The 18,653-nt window shown below is 26.1% G+C and carries 13 protein-coding genes and 1 pseudogene; 4 read left to right on the forward strand and 10 right to left on the reverse strand.

From position 1 onward, the window contains the following. From CSGHG_RS12925 to CSGHG_RS12945, 5 genes and pseudogenes are all read right to left on the reverse strand, one after another. Positions 1-186: catalase (locus tag CSGHG_RS12925; RefSeq protein WP_010296013.1), on the reverse strand; the 186-nt coding region annotated here is incomplete at its 3' end. Between the two features lie 291 nt (positions 187-477). Continuing rightward, positions 478-1,374 carry a glycoside hydrolase family 73 protein gene (locus tag CSGHG_RS12930; RefSeq protein ID WP_010296015.1) on the reverse strand — a complete coding sequence of 299 codons (897 nt, stop codon included), beginning with the start codon at positions 1,372-1,374 and terminating at the stop codon, positions 478-480. Between the two features lie 346 nt (positions 1,375-1,720). Continuing rightward, positions 1,721-2,227 carry a GNAT family N-acetyltransferase gene (locus tag CSGHG_RS12935; RefSeq protein ID WP_010296017.1) on the reverse strand — a complete coding sequence of 169 codons (507 nt, stop codon included), beginning with the start codon at positions 2,225-2,227 and terminating at the stop codon, positions 1,721-1,723. Between the two features lie 356 nt (positions 2,228-2,583). Further along, a pseudogene (locus tag CSGHG_RS20790) lies at positions 2,584-5,834 on the reverse strand (DEAD/DEAH box helicase). A 168-nt stretch (positions 5,835-6,002) separates the two neighbouring features. Then, entirely contained in the window at positions 6,003-6,515 is a 513-nt protein-coding gene (locus tag CSGHG_RS12945) for a DUF2179 domain-containing protein (RefSeq protein ID WP_010296019.1), read from the reverse strand. Positions 6,516-6,816: 301 nt separating this feature from the next. Between CSGHG_RS12945 and CSGHG_RS12950 the strand changes: the two genes are divergently transcribed. Further along, on the forward strand, positions 6,817-7,251 hold the full coding sequence (locus CSGHG_RS12950; RefSeq protein ID WP_010296021.1) for a DUF2691 family protein: 435 nt from the start codon (positions 6,817-6,819) through the stop codon (positions 7,249-7,251). A 117-nt stretch (positions 7,252-7,368) separates the two neighbouring features. Then, positions 7,369-8,220 (forward strand): hypothetical protein, encoded by an 852-nt coding sequence (locus tag CSGHG_RS12955; protein WP_010296024.1) that lies wholly within the window; start codon positions 7,369-7,371, stop codon positions 8,218-8,220. 45 nt (positions 8,221-8,265) lie between these two features. Here CSGHG_RS12955 and CSGHG_RS12960 read toward each other — a convergent pair whose 3' ends face one another. Then, the gene (locus CSGHG_RS12960; protein ID WP_010296027.1) at positions 8,266-10,218 is read right to left on the reverse strand and encodes a YgiQ family radical SAM protein; all 1,953 of its coding nucleotides are present in this window, start codon (positions 10,216-10,218) and stop codon (positions 8,266-8,268) included. A 247-nt stretch (positions 10,219-10,465) separates the two neighbouring features. On the opposite strand from CSGHG_RS12960, the gene CSGHG_RS12965 reads away from it, so the two are divergent. Together CSGHG_RS12965 and CSGHG_RS12970 are read left to right on the forward strand one after the other, a co-directional pair. Next, the gene (locus CSGHG_RS12965; RefSeq protein WP_010296031.1) at positions 10,466-11,614 is read left to right on the forward strand and encodes a double-cubane-cluster-containing anaerobic reductase; all 1,149 of its coding nucleotides are present in this window, start codon (positions 10,466-10,468) and stop codon (positions 11,612-11,614) included. A 54-nt stretch (positions 11,615-11,668) separates the two neighbouring features. Then, positions 11,669-12,397, forward strand: a complete 729-nt coding sequence (locus tag CSGHG_RS12970; protein WP_010296032.1) for a trimeric intracellular cation channel family protein — start codon at positions 11,669-11,671, stop codon at positions 12,395-12,397. Between the two features lie 87 nt (positions 12,398-12,484). Here the strand turns inward: CSGHG_RS12970 and CSGHG_RS12975 are convergent, their stop codons facing one another. From CSGHG_RS12975 to CSGHG_RS12990, 4 genes are all read right to left on the reverse strand, one after another. Then, entirely contained in the window at positions 12,485-13,687 is a 1,203-nt protein-coding gene (locus CSGHG_RS12975; RefSeq protein WP_010296035.1) for a cytochrome c biogenesis protein/redoxin, read from the reverse strand. Between the two features lie 267 nt (positions 13,688-13,954). Then, positions 13,955-14,704 (reverse strand): M15 family metallopeptidase, encoded by a 750-nt coding sequence (locus tag CSGHG_RS12980; protein WP_010296036.1) that lies wholly within the window; start codon positions 14,702-14,704, stop codon positions 13,955-13,957. Positions 14,705-14,830: 126 nt separating this feature from the next. Continuing rightward, positions 14,831-16,591 carry a methyl-accepting chemotaxis protein gene (locus CSGHG_RS12985; protein ID WP_010296038.1) on the reverse strand — a complete coding sequence of 587 codons (1,761 nt, stop codon included), beginning with the start codon at positions 16,589-16,591 and terminating at the stop codon, positions 14,831-14,833. Between the two features lie 215 nt (positions 16,592-16,806). Then, positions 16,807-18,507 carry a flavin monoamine oxidase family protein gene (locus tag CSGHG_RS12990; RefSeq protein ID WP_042316608.1) on the reverse strand — a complete coding sequence of 567 codons (1,701 nt, stop codon included), beginning with the start codon at positions 18,505-18,507 and terminating at the stop codon, positions 16,807-16,809. Positions 18,508-18,653: the final 146 nt, after the last annotated feature.

Here is an 18,653-nt window from a genome sequence, read left to right on the forward strand (position 1 = left end):
CTTTGCATGGACAACTCTTTCTGGTATTCTCTCTCTATTAAAATTACTTAGCTTTTCTATTAATTGTATATCTTGAAGTAATGTAGGGCCTCTATCACCTACTGTTAATGAATCACTATCATTATAAATTGGTGAACCTTGATTCGTTGTCATGTAATTATGACATTCTATTTTTTTATCCTTCATAACACCCTCCAATATGCTTAAATTATTATACTATAGGGTTCCAAGTTGACTCTTAAAATTATCCATTCCAAAACTTGGATGACCCAAATAGTGAGACATGCTCCGTATCATTTAGAATTCAATGCTGAATCTTGTATGAAAATATTTTAAAGTTATTGAATAAATTTGAGCTTGTTTCCATATATTATTCATAAAATTTTAAATATATAATACGCCCATCTATAAATTATACTTCTTAATTTTTATTTTATTACAATAAAAAATAAGCCTCCATATAACATGGAGGCTATCTTATGAATTTTCCTTCAACTGACTATCTATAAGTTGAAGATTATATTCTTTTATAAGTTGAATAAGTTTTTTGCTATATATTTTTTCACCATTTTCGTCTTCTTCTGTACTATATCCTGCAACTTCTAAAGCTTTAGCTTGGCCTATATAAGTTTTAGCCTCAAATAATCCATTTTCTTTATATCTTTCATTAGAATATAAAAATTTGCCATGATCATCTATAGACTGATTTAAATTATCATATTTTCTAAAATCATCTTCTATTACTAAATCATGAAATTCTTTAGTCTCAAATTTTATTTTTTCTCCACTATAATTAGCATCTGCTTTTATACCAAATAGATTACTACCCTTTATTGCTAAATCAGATCTTCCAAAGTCCGATTCTAAAATTGCTTGAGCTATTGTTATAGATGGTAAAATACCATACTTTTTATAATTTTCTATTGCACTTGCTTTTATGTTATTTATAAAATTCATTTGTTCTGAATCTTTTGCAACACTTTCTGGAACTATACCAAAATACTCTAATTGTTCTAAGTAAGTATGTACTCTTTTCTTTTCTCTATTATTAAAATTTAACTGAGTCAATACATCTTCTAAAGACTTTAACTTATAACCATTATCTTCTTTAATTACAAAAGCTTGTCCTATTTGTTTAATTTGTTCTTCTGTTACCTGTTCAATCTTGTTTTTACTTTGGACTGCAGTTATTGCTGCTATGTACTTCCAATTTAATTGAACTTTTCCTTCTCCAATATCATCTGCATAATTGGTATATTCCAATGCATCTAACTTAGATGTATCTATTTCCTTAAGAGCTCTATAGTTAATCCCCCAAATCATACTTAAAATGATAAATACCACTATTAAGCTTATTATTAAAAATTTTTTCATCTATTCACCCCTCACCAAATACTTGTTTTTCACCGTATAACTTAAATACATATAAATTATACATTGATAATGTTACATATTTGTTACATAAAAAAATATAGACAAAATATCTATATTTTTATAATAGTATTTTGTCTATATTCTACATTATATAATTAAATATATTCAACTTTTTTAAAGCTGATTATATGGATTGCTATAAATTTTAACTATTCCATAACTTGCATAAATCATTTTTCAAATTCTTTAATATAAGCTTAAGTAGTTATGTATTCTATATTTTGTTTTTATTGTATTGGTAATTATTTTTTTAATATTCAGTATATTATTTTTAAACCAAATTCATTTATGCAGCTAACTTTAAAAACTTGTTCATAGTCATATTATATTGAATTTCTTTTTTAAGTTCTCTATCAACATCAAACCCAACTTTTTTAAAAACTCTTTTTGAACGTTCATTCTCAAAATTAATTTTTGCAATTACTTCATCTACTCTCCAATAAAAAAACGCTTCCTTTAATCCTTGAAAAATAGCATTACTACCTAATCCCATTCCCCATTTTTCCTTATCACCTATTACAATAACTATTTCTACTGCTTTTCCTTTTGGTATAAGTTTTAAAAAACCTATTGATTCTTCCTTCTTTGTAATCATATAAAAACTTCCATTTTGATTAAACAGATGCGTTAACACAGGTAAATTAATTGAATTTAGCGTATTCCTTATACTATTACATACATTAGGACTTTCATTCAAGTATCTAGTAATCTCTTCATCTTCCATCCATTGTAAAATTTTTATAGCATCCGATTTAAAAACTTCTTGACGGAGCTCTAAATCATTATTTTTCATTTTTAACCCTCCAAAGTAACTTATTATAAAATGACTAACTTTTCATTAGCCTTGTTTAAATCTTATCAAATACTTTTTTGCATAATAATAAAAACTTATTACTTATTTGTAACAAGCCTTACTCAAACAATGTAAATGATATCATGAATAGTTTTTTTTTCAATCTTGTCCACCTGTCTAAAAACATGGTTGGGAGCATTTGCATTGGTATTCTACTGGAAATATCTATTTTACTCTATAAATCTACCATACTGACTTTTCAAAAGCAAAAATATTTTTTATCTAATAAAAAAATGATGGTATTTAAGTATTTTATATAAACACTTAAATATCATCATTAATATATATTTCATAAACTAATTCAACTCAAACAGTGACAATAATTCCTCTTCACTTAAAGACAATAAATCATTTCCTTTTTCATTTTCATTATCCATTATTTGTGAAATCAACTTTCTTTTTTCATCTTGAAGCTGTACAATTTTTTCTTCAATAGTTCCTTCAGCTATTAATTTTATTACTTGAACAACATTTTTTTGACCTATTCTATGTGCTCTATCTGTTGCTTGATCTTCAACTGCTGGATTCCACCAAGGATCAAAATGAATTACTATATCTGCAGATGTAAGATTAAGTCCTGTACCACCAGCTTTTAAACTTATCAAAAATATAGAGTTATCTCCATTATTAAAATCTTCAACCATCTCCATTCGTTTTTCAGCTTTTACACTACCATCTAAGTAACTAAAAGACATATCTTCAATCCTTAGTCGCTTTTGTATGTTTTTCAATGCCGATGTAAACTGAGAAAATACTAAAACCTTGTGTCCACCCTCTATGCTTTGCTGTAGCAATTCTATTAAAGCCTCTATTTTCCCGCTTCCATATGTATAATCTTTAGATACTAATGATGGATCCAGACATATTTGTCTAAGCTTTGTTATATAAGCTAAAATTTCTATTTTACTACTTCTAAACTCATCATTTTTAACCTTATTCTCTATTAATTCTAATGCATGATTAGCATAAGTTTTGTATACATTCTTTTGTTTATCATTTAAGGACACCAATAATTTCTTTTCAAGTTTCTTAGGTAGTTCTTTTACAACATCTTTCTTCTTTCTTCTTAGTATAAATGGTGCTATAAGCTTATTTAATTCTTCCAAAACTTCTGGTCCTTCTTTTAGTCTTTTATGATATCTTACTGAAAATTTATTTTCATCGTAAAGATAAGTGGGCATAATAAAATCAAATATTGACCATAGTTCCATAAGTGAGTTCTCAATAGGCGTTCCTGATAATGCAAATTTTATATCACCATTTATATCTTTTACTGCTTTTGCATTTTGAGAATTAGGATTTTTTATATACTGAGCCTCATCTAATATTACAGTATGAAAAGACTGCTTTTTATAAAATTCTAAATCTATTTTCAAAAGATTGTATGTGGTTATTATCACATCAAAGTTTTCTTTCTTTTTTATAATTTCTTCTCTTGACTTCTTATCTCCATTTATCACTGCTATTTTTATAGATGGTGCAAATTTTGAAAATTCTTCTTTCCAATTATAAATTAGAGATGTAGGCACTATTACTAAAGATTTTTTACCTTTATTAGAGAGAATATAGGTAATAACCTGAAGAGTTTTCCCAAGTCCCATTTCATCAGCTAGTATACCTCCAAAACCCAAGTATTCCAGTGTCTTCAAATAGTTATACCCTATTTTTTGATATGGTCTTAAAGTTGCATTTAATTGATTTGGCTCTTTAAAATTTAATTTTTCTATATTTTTAAATTTATCTTTAATTTCCTTAAGTTCATTTTTACCTTTTATATATCTAATACTATTTTCTTTTAAATAATTGTCTAAGAACATAGCTTTACTATTACTAACCTTTACAATATTATTTTCTATATTATCTTCATATGATACAATATCTAATAAATTTAAAAACTTTTTAAGTTCTAATTCTTCCAAATCTAAAAATTCTCCACTCTTAAGTTTATAGTACTTAAGATTTTCTTTAAATGCTCTTAATATTGCTATTGTTTCTTCTGTTGGAATGTCTCCAACTTTAAAATCCATTTCAAAATAGTTATATTTTCCTGAGTGTATTTGACCTTTAATACCTTTGGAGCCTATGGACTTTATACCTTTAAAATTTTGGGAATAATAAATTTCTCCGAAATCTTCAAGTTGCCATATATCATCTTTAAAAAATTTAAACTTATAATCATCACCATACAATAGATAAAATTTTTCTTTAATTTCATCAAAACCTAAAGATTTTAGTTTTGATATAACTCTTAATTCCTTTTTTTATCTCTATATATAACTTTTTCACTAATATCTTGAAAAATATTAAATTCATATTCTCCATATTGAACTTTTAAAATTAAAACTATATCTTTACCTTCCATATCAAAATAAAACTTAAATTTTACATCTTCCATTACAATTTTACTCTTTATAGATTTGCTTAAATTTAATTTTTCTGAAATTAAATTTAAATCTGGTATTAATTTTCTAAGCACTCTTTCTTCTTCTTCTTTACTTATAGACACCGACTTAGCTCCATTAAAAACATTTAAGTAACGTGTTATTTTATAACAACTTTCATAATCAGGCAAATATATTGTTGTTCCAAAAAGAAAAACATCACATTTTTCATTTAATACTGTCGGTACCCCTGATATACAACTTAAAATATATTCATTACTTTTTTTAATGTCTTTTAGTCCAAATTCCATAGATGGAAAATCATTAACTATTTCTGTTTCTACTGCTCTATAAAAGAACCCTTCATTTAAATAAACTCTATGATTCTTCACTCGTTGAAAAAACTCCCTTATTAAATGGTTGGGTATCTTTATAAATTTACCATCTATATTTTTATTGTATTTCCTATTAAAAGAATTTGAGTTATCCATAACTTTTAATAGTTCTATAAAATCTAAAAGTCTTTTATCCTTTGTACTAAATTTTTGACTTTTTATATCTAAAGTGAAATTTTTCCCATATCTTATAGCAATTTTATTATAATAAGCTGTTAAAAATTGTTCTATATCTTTTAGAGTATACAAGCCCTTATTACCATTAGATTTTATGCCTATTTTAAATTCTGCAGTAATAAGATTATCCCATTCCCTTTTATTTATATATACATCTATCCTTAATTCTTCCTTATTGTTATCTTCTAAAAGTAAATCTAATACACTATTCTCTTTTTTGAAAACTAAATTAGATTTTACATCATTTTTAAAAAGCAATGGATTAGCTACAAGTGAATCTAACGATTTATAAAATGTAGCTATTAGATGTTTACAGCAATAATTATCATTTGAAAACTCTTTTTTCTCATAATCTGCACAAGTGCAATAGGTTGATATAACCAACTTACTTTCTGTATCTATCTCTATACTTGTATCATAATCACTAAATAGTTTTTCTGAGATGACATTACCTTTTATACTTACTAAATGTTCATCTGATTCAATATCTAATTTTGATACTAAATCATTGTTAAATATTCTTTCACCACTTATATGATTTTTACCACTTGTATTTTCATTAAATCTCTGTAATAAAATATCCCTACTTAACATAATTTCTCCTAACCTAAAAATAAAGTCTATCTTTTAATTATATCATAAAGCTGTAATTGGTATAGTACTTATACTCTGTATAATCTAAATTCTTTATACTTTAAGTAAAATATTCTTCTATATAGTAAAAAATAGGAGTATAACGAATTATACTCCTATCTTATATAATTATTTTCTAACCATACCATAACCGCCATATACAGTTTTTATGTCAGTTACAGAAATAACTGATTTAATTTCTGTTTCTTCTATAAGCTTCATTATTTCTAGTTTTCTTTTTCTTTTTAAATGAATTAAAAGTACTAGTTTTTTACTACTTCTTCCTTCTCCTTCAATTGAGGTTACACCAACTTCTGCATCCCTTAAAGTATTTATAAGTTTTTCTCCATCCTCCTCTGATACTATCACATTCATAGTTATCATTCCTATTGCTAATTTATCTTCAATAATAGATCCTACGTAATTACCACAGGCATAACCTAAAGCATATACAATTATTTTTATAGGATCTTCTTGTATTCCATTTAATACATTTCCAACTACCAATAACCAAATTATAACTTCAAAAAAACCTATTGTTGCTGCATATAATTTTTCTCCTCTAGTTATAAGTACAGTCCTTACAGTAGTAAAAGATACCTCAATTATTTTGCACACAAATATGAATAGATACATCCACATATTACGTCACCTCTTCACTTATAATTTTTAATAACCATTAAATTAATTAAATCATATTATTAACTATAAAAAATACTTTTTTTTAATTCTTAACTAAATATTAAGAAGTTTATTAAAATTATTTTCATATCATATATTAAAATATATCATTATATTCTTTTATATAAATATTCGTAATTTTATTTCGATAATGTATATATTGTTAAAATATAATTTTTATCAAGTGAATTTTTTTCACGTAATTATATGTAAATAAATTACATATTATCTTTATATTGTATATAAAATTTTAAATTGGAGAGTGATAAATATAAATACACCAATTGGTATAAGATTTAAAATTCCATTAGATTATGATGAATTGATTATTTATATCTTAAAAACATTAGATTATAAACGGCTTATTTGGGTTGTTGACACTTATTTTGAAATTATAAATAACAAAATTGACAAGCCTAAAAAAATTAATCCTACGTCTTTTGAACTTTTTAACTTTATTTCTAGTTCTATCGATGAAAATAAGTATTTAGATTTAAAAGCCTATATAAACGAATCCGATATCTATGATATTAAAAGTTTTGATGATTTTTTAATTAGTAACTGCAAATTTATGCTTTTTATATATGACTTTGAATATGTTTACCTATATTTTAAAAATAATGATTCTCTTAATATAGTGAGGAATGCAGTGCACTCTTTCACAAATGAAAATGTGGAAATTATATGTACAAATTAGAAATTATATAAAGTATTATAGAAATATTTTTTATTTTCATTTACATAATATGTAAATAACTTTATACTATACTTATATCGTATTTTATATATTAATTGATATAAGGGGGACTTTTAAATGGATTTTACTATTTTAAAATATGCACTGTCTATGACAATGTACTTTGCAATTTTAATATGTATAGTAGAACTTATGAGAAAACATTGCAAACTAGCTAACATAGTTTGGATTTGTTCTCTTTTAACTTTTCCACTTTGGATTATGGGGGGAGTTTCAGGATGGTTTCGTTGGGCAAAAATTTTAAGTGTTATATTACCGACAATAATAGTAGGTTTCTGTAGAATTTCAAATTTTGAAGAACGCCAAGGTAAATTTTGGGGATTCTTTCAAAAAAGGTGGATTCTCTGGTTTACCTATGGAATATTATTTTTAAATATATTAGAAGCTACTCTTAAAGATGTTGCACTAGGCAATTATGCCAATGCAGGTTGTGGTTTTTTACTATGTGTCACAATCCCATTTGCACCTAAATATTGGAAGTATGATAAACAAGGTGTTGGCGATTTAATTTGTTATACAACAATCGGATGGAATTTTTTATATACTACATGGAATCTTTGTTTTGTTTTTGGTGAGAGCCCTAATTACTTTGCTAGCTCAATCTGTATACTTCTTGCAGCAGAATTGTATCCATTTTTAAAAAGAAAACCAGAATTATATATTATGGCACGAGTTTACACATTAGCAACACATATGATTCTTCGTTCATGCTTTGGTCCAATGTTTATAACACTTATGGATGCATCTTCTTGGTATAATGAAAGCCTTTGGAAGTATTGGGGAATAGCAAATCTTATACTTATAATTCCATACCTATTTTGGTATATGTGGCAACTTCATACTGGAAATGCAAGTCATACATTTATAAGAAAAGATTCTTATTTACACTCAAAGTTTTCAAGGATGTAATTGTTATAAAAGCTACGCTATAGTATAGTGTAGCTTTTCACATTTTTATTTTCTTCTTTTTTTACCAACCTTTTTCTTATTTTTAATAATAACTATCTCTTTCTTACTTTTTTTAGTATCTTTATTAAAGCTCTTATTTTTATCACTTTTTTTATTACAATTTTTTTTATCTTTACTATAATGTTGTGATTGCTTCTTATTTTTAGGTTTTATTAGACACTTTTCTTCAAAACCTATAAGGTCTGTCCTATTTGCAAGATTTAACGCTTCATATACTAAATCATATTTTTTAGGATTTCTAAATTGAAGTAATGCTCTTTGCATGGCTTTTTCTGCCTTACTTTTAGGAACATAAACTTCTTTCATCGTTCTTGGATCTAATCCTGTATAAAACATCGTAGTTGATAAAGTTCCAGGTGTAGGGTAAAAGTCTTGAACTTGTTCTGGTTGATATTTAATATCTCTTAAGTATTCTGCAAGCTCTATAGCTGATTTAAGTGTACTTCCTGGGTGACTAGACATTAAATATGGTACTATATATTGTTTTTTACCAACTTTCTTAGTTATTTTGTAAAATTTGTCAATAAATTTACTATAGGTTTTTCCTGCTGGTTTTTGCATATATTTCAAAACTTCACCACAAATATGTTCTGGTGCAACTTTCAATTGACCGCTAACATGATTCTCTACAAGTTCATTAAAAAAAACATCATTTTTATCTGCCATTATATAATCATATCTTAACCCTGAACGTATAAATACTTTTTTTATTTTAGGTATTTCTCTAACCTTTTGTATAACTTGTAAATATTCACTATGGTCTGCATCTAAATTTTTACATGGTTTAGGATATAAGCATTGCTTATTTTTACATGCACCTATTTTAAGTTGATTTTCGCAGGCAGGTTTTCTAAAGTTTGCTGTAGGTCCCCCTACATCATGTATATATCCTTTAAAATTTTTAAGTTTTGTAATTTCTTCTGCCTCTTTTATTATAGATTCTTCACTTCTACTTTGTACAATTCTTCCTTGATGAAAAGTTATAGCACAAAATGAGCAACTTCCAAAACATCCTCTTGAACTAACAATACTAAATTGAACCTCTTCTATAGCATCTATTCCCCCATCTTTTTCATATATAGGATGGTATGTTCTTTTATAAGGTAAATTATATACTTTATCTAGTTCTTCTCTTGATAATGGCATTTCTGGTTTGTTCTGTACTAAATATTTACTTCCATGTCTTTGTATTATGACATTTCCTCTAATTGGGTCTTGTTCGTCGTATTGAACTTTAAATGCTTTAGCATATTGGATTTTATCTTGTGAAACCTCCTTATAAGAAGGAATCTCTATATAATCAGAATAGACTTCATCTAAATCGTCTACTACATAGCAAGTTCCATTTACGTCCCTTATATATTTGGCCTCCATTCCAAGGTTTAATCTATCTGCAATATCAACAATTTGTTTTTCACTCATTCCATATGCTAATAAATCAGCTCCACTATCTATAAGCATAGATTTTCTCACCTTGTCACTCCAATAATCATAATGAGCAAATCTTCTTAAACTAGCTTCTACACCACCAATAATTATTTGGGCATCTTTATAAGCCTCTCTTATCTTATTACAATAAACAATAGTAGCTCTATCTGGTCTTAAGCCCATCTTGCCACCTGATGAATAGAAATCCTTTTCTCTTAACTTTTTATTTACTGTATAATGATTAACCATAGAATCCATATTACCTGAATTTACTAAGAATCCTAATCTTGGTCGTCCTAACTTTTTAAATTCATCTATGTTTTTCCAATCCGGTTGAGCTATAATTCCAACCTTATATCCTGAATTTTCTAAAACCCTTGAAATTATGGCAGTTCCGAAGCTATGATGGTCTATGTATGCATCTCCTGTAACTAAAATAAAATCTAACTGCTTCCAACCTCGTTCTTCCATATCTTTTTTACAAATAGGTAAAAATTCTTTATTTGTCATTAAATCACCTGCTAATTTATTATTTAATTTACTTTGTTATTTTACATTCTAACTTATTATAATGCAAATATTTTATAGAATTTGAAATTTAAATTTATAATCATATAACTTAGTCTTCAGTATTTATATATTTATTTGTCTTTTTTATAAATTTATGTAACATTATATTATTTTTGAATAATGTTACTATAACTATGCTTTATATACTATAATTCATTTGTAGTTTATTTAAATAAGGAGATTTAAAATGAATAATTTACCTAATTTTATCTATGAGTTTAGTGAAGCTCGCAGAAATGCTTTTGTGGACATTAAAAATTTAAAAGATGAAGGGAAAAAAATCGTTGGAGTATACTGTGGTTTTGCACCTTGGGAAATCATAAAAGCCTCTGATGCAATAGCAGCTTGGCTTTGTGGTATGGATGAAGACCCAATTAGAGATGGTGAAAAACATTTACCTCGTAATTTATGTCCACTCATTAAATCAAGTTATGGCTATGCTATAACAGAAAAATGCCCTTTTTACTATTTTTCAGACTTATTGCTTGGAGAAACAACCTGTGATGGAAAGAAAAAAATGTATGAACTGTTATCTAAAAGAAAACCTATGCATGTAATGCAATTACCACAAACCCCTTATGGTAAAGCATCTTATGTTTATTATAAAAATTCAATAATAGAACTTAAAAATACTTTAGAAACTAATTTTAATGTGAAAATTACAAAAGAGAAATTAAGGTATGCTATTAAATTAAGAAATAAAGAAAGAATAACTCTTAGAAACTATTATGGTTTATCTAAACTTTCACCTCCACCTATGAGTGGATATGATTTAAGAAGAGTAATCCAGGGAACTTTATATATAGCAGATAAAGAAAAGGAAATTAGTGACATTGAATCAATTATAAAAATGACTATGGAAAATTACAATAATGGTAAAAGACCAATTTCATCTGATGCTAAACGAATATTAATTACAGGATGTCCATTAGGTGATTCTACAGAAAAGATTGTAACTGCCATTGAGTCAAATGGTGGAGTTGTAGTATGTTATGAAAATTGTAATGGTGCAAAAGATGAAAATCTTTTAGTTGATGAAAAAAAAGATCCTATAGATGCATTGACAGAACGATATTTAAAAACTGCTTGTGCTTGTATGAGTCCCAATGATAATAGAATTGAGTATTTATCTTACTTAGCAGACGAATATACCGTAGATGGAGTTGTTGATGTAATCCTACAAGCCTGTCATACATATAATGTAGAATCAAATAGGATTCAAGAATTTATGACAAAAGAAAAAAAATTGCCGTATATAAAAATAGAGACTGATTATTCTACATCAGACATTGGTCAATTAAACACTAGAATTCAAGCATTTATAGAAATGTTATAATCCTTTTTTATTCAAAAGTTTAATTTATGCTATTTATTTTAAGGAGATTTTACTATGTTTTTATTAAATATTTTTGAGTTTATAGGCACTGTTGTTTTTGCTATATCAGGAACTCTTATTGCAATACAAAAGAAACTAGATTTATTTGGCATTCTCACTCTATCTATAGTAACTGCTGTAGGTGGCGGGATTTTTAGAGACATAATCATTGGAACTACTCCACCTATGGCTTTCAAGAATCCATTTTTTTGTTTTATAAGTATATTAACATCAATAATAACTATTTCTTTATACTCTTTTATATCAAAGTTTACATATAAAAAGGCTTTACAAGAATATGAAATTGATATTTTTGATAAAGATTATAATAGTGAGAATATCAAACATAGAATAAATTTTTTAAGAAAAAGAACTGCTATTTTAAAGAAATTTAATGCTATTTTTGATGCTATAGGCCTTGGTATTTTTACTGCTGTTGGTTCAAACATAGCTATTTCAAATAAATTTTCTAATTTATTTTTAGTGATTTGTATGGGGTCTATAACTGGAATAGGTGGTGGGATATTGAGAGATATATTTGTACAAGATATACCAATAGTATTCAAAAAAGAAATTTATGCTATAGCCTCTATTTTAGGTGCTTTTGCTTTTTGGTTCTTATATAACCATATATCAATTATCCATTGTTTATATATTTCTGCTTTTATAACATTTTCTTTTAGAATGTTGTCTCTATATTTCAACTGGAATTTGCCTAAATTAACAATAGAAATTTTAAAATAAAACTGTAAAAATAAGCTATCTCAAAATTAAAATGAGATAGCTTATTTTTTATTTTATTATATTTTCTATGTTTTTTTAAGAATTAATTTATTCTTTCGAGCTATCTATAAGATACTTCATTGTATCTTTATCCATTGCACCTGGAATATATTGAACTATTTTACCATCTTTATCAATTATAAATGTTGATGGAAAAGCATTTATTCCATATTGATATAATAAATTCCCACTATTATCGAAAACAACTGGAAATGTATATCCTTCCTTATTTAAAAATTCTATTATATCTTCTTTAGATCCTTCTGAACCTATATTAGGTGAAGCAACACCTAATATTATAACTTCATTGTCATTTTTGTTGTATTCATTGTATAATTCTTCAATATGAGGCATTTCCCCTTTACATGGAGGACACCAAGTAGCCCAAAAATTCAGAAAAACAGTTTTTCCTTTATAATCGCTAAGTTTATGTTCTTTTCCATATTGATCATATAAAATAAAATCTATAGCATTATTTTTATCTTCTTCAACATTCTCCTTTTCTACTTGGCTATTATTATTCTCTTTTATTATCTCAGAGTTTTCTATATTGTTTATTTGATTATTTATTCCACTAAACCCATTAATAATCATAAACATGCCTGCCCCTATAAGAATTAAACCACCTATTTTTTTTATAATATCCATATAAAGCTTTATTTTATCTAATGTTTTAAATAACTTATTATAAAACAATGCTGTAATTAGAAATGGTAATATAAATCCTATAGTATAAGTAGCTATTAAAATATTTCCTTTTAGCATAGTGCTAGAACTTGAGGCTATTATTAATACAGAAGCTAGTATGGGTCCAACACAGGGTGTCCATCCAAAACTAAAAGTAAAACCTAAAAGATATGCAGACACAGCTTTCATTTCTTTTACTTCCATATTATATCTCTTTTCTTTATTTAATAAAGAAAAATTTAATATTCCCATATAGAATAATCCCATTATAATTATAATAATTCCACCTATAAACATTATCATATTTTTATTTGTATTAAAAAAACTACTTAATGCATTTACTGATGAACCTAATATAAAAAATGTAGTTGATATTCCTAAGGTGAAAAATATTGTATTTTTAAATAAAGAACTTTTTATGAACTTATCTTCTCCATTTTTCAAACTTTGCACACTACTATTGGATAATATACTTAAATAAATAGGTAATATGGGCAATATACATGGTGAAAAAAATGATAATAACCCTTGTATAAAAACAATTAATAAGTTTACATTTTCCATTTGAAGCCTCCTATATATTTTTTAACATCATTTAACTTACGTATAACTACCATTATACCAATATATTCAAATATATTGGTATATGTATTTTTTTAATTATATCAGTATTTTAATGATAGTACAATTATAATTTATATTATTATTTACTAAGTTATTTTTTTATTACCTTCAATAATCTACTATGCAAATTACACTTAAAAATAATCCACTTATGATAAACACTTTTATTATTTTATCTGTCTATCATAAGTGGACAATATCGAACTTTTAATTAGCTTCATAACAGCTCTTTTTTTCTTCTACATATTCCTCTAATGTTATATTCTTATCAAATATTTCTTTCGCTAAATCTTCCCCTACATATCTTATATGCCATGGCTCATATTCATAACCGGTAATATTCTCCTTACCTTTAGGATACCTAATTATAAAACCATACTTATAACTATTTTCTTTAATCCATTTATATGATTTAGTATACTGAAACCCTTCATCTAATGTGGTATACTCTTCTGAAAGTATATCTATTGCTAATCCTGTTTGATGTCCACTTTCACCAGGTTTAGCTACTGCCCTGTCTGCCTCTTTCTTTCCAACAGACTTGACTTCATTATCGTAAAGAAGCTTTTGATAGTAATAATCTCTGTAACCAGAAACCCCTAAAAGATATACTCCATCATCTTGAGCATAACTAAACATTTTCTCTAATGCTAAAGCCGCTGGCTTATCTAATAATTTTACATTTTCATTTGAACCTTTTAAAAATTTTATATTAGGCTTTATAAGCTCTTTGGGAATAAAATCTTTATCTAATGAATGTTCTCTATTTACAATAAGAATTTTATGTTTTCTGTTATTTATAGAAGCTATAGCTATATTTTTATATACATCATTTTTACTACTATCTGTCTTTTCTCTTAAAAAATGTGATAACCCATTATTGTTTAATTCAACTGTACATATTGCAATTAATATCATTAATAATGAAATTACAATTTTTTTATTATTTCTATTCATACACACCCCCTATTTCTCCAATTATATATAAATACTACATAGGTGATGTTATTTCCTTTTTTTACCATAAAATTAACTACATAATATATAAATTACCTTTTAAACTATATTTTTTGATATTAAGCTTTAGTCAAGAGTAAACCTTTCTATCATGCCAACCATATCATTAGATATAGAATTTAATACCTCCGATAAATCCGATAAATTAATTATAGTAGATGATTGTTGCTCAATTGATTGAGATACTTCTTCCATAGAAGATGCAAGTTCTTCTGAAGTAGATGTTACATATTCAATATTATTTAAAATTCCATCTTTCATTTTTACAGAATTATTAGTAAGAGTAGCTATTTCTTTAATTTCAGGTATTATAGTATTTATTTTATTAACTATATCTTTAAATATATTTATATTTTTTAAAATTCTTTCATGTTGATTTAAGAATTCCATAGAAATATTATTAGCCATTTCCCCAACAGAACTAGTTGCCTTTGATATTTCTCCAATTAATTGAGTTATATCCTCTGAGGACTCTAAAGTTTGTCCTGCAAGTTTTTTAATTTCTTCTGCAACTATTTTAAATCCCCTACCTTCTCCACTATATCTAGCTGATTCTATGGATGCATTCAATGACAGCAAATTAGTTTGTCTTGCTACATTATTAATTGTTTTGGTAATTGAACTTATATTATTAATATTATTAGTAAGATTTGTTATTTCATCTATAAAACCTTTAAAGTTAAAAGTTAAATCATCTATACTTAGTATTACTTCACTTATTCCTTGAGATCCTTTGTCTGCAAATAATTTAATTTCATTACTATTATTTTCTATTGAATTTATTTTTTTATTTATTATATTTAAGTTAAGTGAAAAATCCTTAATTTTATCTGTGGCCTCTATTAAATTTTCACTTTGAACATTACTGGATTCTGCAATAGAATTTACTGAACTTGATATTTCTTCACTTACAGCTGCTATTTCTTTTGAAGACATATTCACTTCTTTTGAATAACCTTCTAAATTTTCTGATACATTTCTTATTTTACATATAATATTTTTCAATGATATATTTGTTCCATCAATGTCTTTTGCCAAAGCTAATATTTCATCCTTAGATTTTATATCAATTACCTTTGTTAAATCTCCTTTTGACATATTTCTTAAGTAATCTCTTATCTTTAATAATGGCTTAGTTATACTAGACGATATTAGCAATGCTATTACTATTGATACAAAAAAGACTATTATACTAATTAAAATTGTAATATAAATTCTTTCTTTTACTCCCCTAAACATTTTACTATTATCCATTTTCACTACCACTAAACCAGGTATATCCAAACTAATACTAGCAGAACTTACAACCTCATTTTTGGGTTTAACACTAGCTGATGCTACAGCATCTGATTTTTCTTTATTATGTAAGCCATTAATTTTTGTATTATATAATGGAACCACGGAAAAATATTCATTTTCACCATTAAATTTCACCTTAAAACTTGCTGGTTTATTTTCATCAATTAACTTATCTATATTCTCATTTTTAAAACTAATACCTATCTTACTTTTATCTGTATTAGCAACATAATTAAAATTTTTATCTAAAACTCCAATATAAGAAGCTAACTCATACTGTGATTCTAATAAATCAATTATTTTAAGTTGAATTTCCTCTGGATTTTCTATACCAATCGGTGATATAACTTTTTCTATATGTTCTGCATAAGCATAACTTTTGTCTAATGACTGCTCCTCAAATTCTTTATATCCATTGACAAATTCAACTCCTAAAAAAACAATCAAATTTATAATTATTACAGATAAAAATCCTAATATTATTTTCTTTTTAACTGAATTTAAATTAAACATTCCTTTTAATCTCATAAAAATCCCTCCCCATAATATATTAGCATAATATTCATCAATTGAAAATTATTATCAAAAGATTTGCTATTTCATTTTTTACTTATTATTCAATAATAACTATTATCGTAACTTTTATAATAAAAATAATACTATTTTTATTATAAATTTTAAGGACAGTATATAGAATTATATAATTCTATATACTGTCCCATTTAAAAGTTAAAATTAAAATATTACATTATAAATTTGCAGTACTGTGCTATTTCATTTGCAGCTTTCATGCCACTACTTAAAGCTCCTTGACACCAAGCATGTAATACAGAAGTGTGTTCCCCTGCAAAATATACTCTATTATCATACTCTGGTGTTATCATAGGGTATGAAAAAAGTCTATGTTGCGATGGCATAAAATAGCAATATCCTCCATAAAATCCTTGTTCTCTTTCCCATTGTATTATTTTCACATCTTCAACTACAGAATCAAGATATCCTCTTTTAAGTCCATGTACTTGCTCAACTTGTCTTTTCACTGACTCAATTTTTGTTTTTTCATCTAAATTTCCTAGTCTTATCGCATCTTGTCCTGCAATATAAGATGCTAACAAAACACCTTTATCACTAGATTTATTTTTTTTCTTATTATGACAATCATTATTATTAATCTTACTATTATATCTCTGATCTACATACCATACCTTTCCTATAGGTAAATCAGTACTTGATGCTCCTCCATATATATCATCTTCTTCCCAAAATCTTTTATTACAAAGGAAAAATACCTTCTGAGCACACATATAATTTACTTCTTTAATAGCCTGCATTTTTTCATTACTAAACATAGGTAATAATTCTACATTTCTAAGACTTGAAAATGGAATACTGCAAATAACAAAATCAAAAGTTTGATTAAATCTTTCCTGTGATTTATTATGTTGCTTATATTCTACTATTACTTTATCATCTTTATTATGTTTAGATAATGCTACAACAGTCCTACCAGTCTTTAAAGTAACCTTTCCTAAATTTTTTTCTTTAATATTAAAAACTTCTCTAGGCTTTTTAGACATCAATGATTTATAAAATGAATTTGAAAGATTTACAAAACCTCCATCTATTTTATACCTATATAGATTTTCCACATTATATTCTTCTTGTAATGGTTCAAAATAACTATTATAATATGCCGTACCTATAAATGGCTCTAATCCTGAGATTAATTCTATAGCACCCTCACTTAGCCCTAATTTTCCCATCATTTTCCTTATACTGAAATTATCCAAGTAGTCAATTTCTAATGGATATTCTTGCTGTACTTTTAAAATTTCTTTTCTTATCTCTGGACTCATGTTTAATAATGGAGTTGTTAATACATAACTTATAAGTTTTTGCCATGGAGTAACTCTTTCTTTTGGAGTCAAATTAAATTCCGGATAAATTTTTTTCATCACATCTTTTCCTAACAAATCATTTTTTGCTCGTTTATGCCTTATATATATATAAGTATTTTCATCTGATTGAATAAAAGGACTTGTTTTTAAATCAAATGTATTTATATAATGCCATGTAGTCTCATGGCTAACAGGTATTCTCATAGCACCTAGTTCAGCATATAACCCCTCATCTTTATCAAAATAATGAGTATATATTCTACCACCTATACGCTTTTCCTGCATTTCAAATATAGTAATATCAAATCCTAATTTTCTAAGTTCAAAAGCAGATGATAGTCCAGCAAGACCAGCACCTATTATACCAATCTTAATTCCTTTGCAACTTCCTTCTGGAAGTATTGTTGTAATATCTCTTGGAGGAGACATCATCTCTATAATGTTTTTTAAATCTTCTGGCCTATTTAAAACTTCTAAAGCTCTCTTTAACATTTTATATCTCTCTTCATTACTAGGGTTATTAGGTTGCATATAACTTTCTTCCATATACAATAAAAATACATCTCCTTTTCCTTTCTATAATAAACATATTATTTAAATTAATAGAAAATGAGTATATTTATTGTTTTTATAGTTTCTATTATTGATTTTTTTAACCATGTCTTTATAAAAAACTAAAAAGATTTTCATTC

It is taken from the genome of Clostridium senegalense JC122, from assembly GCF_000285575.1.
Lineage (GTDB): Bacteria > Bacillota > Clostridia > Clostridiales > Clostridiaceae > Clostridium_J > Clostridium_J senegalense.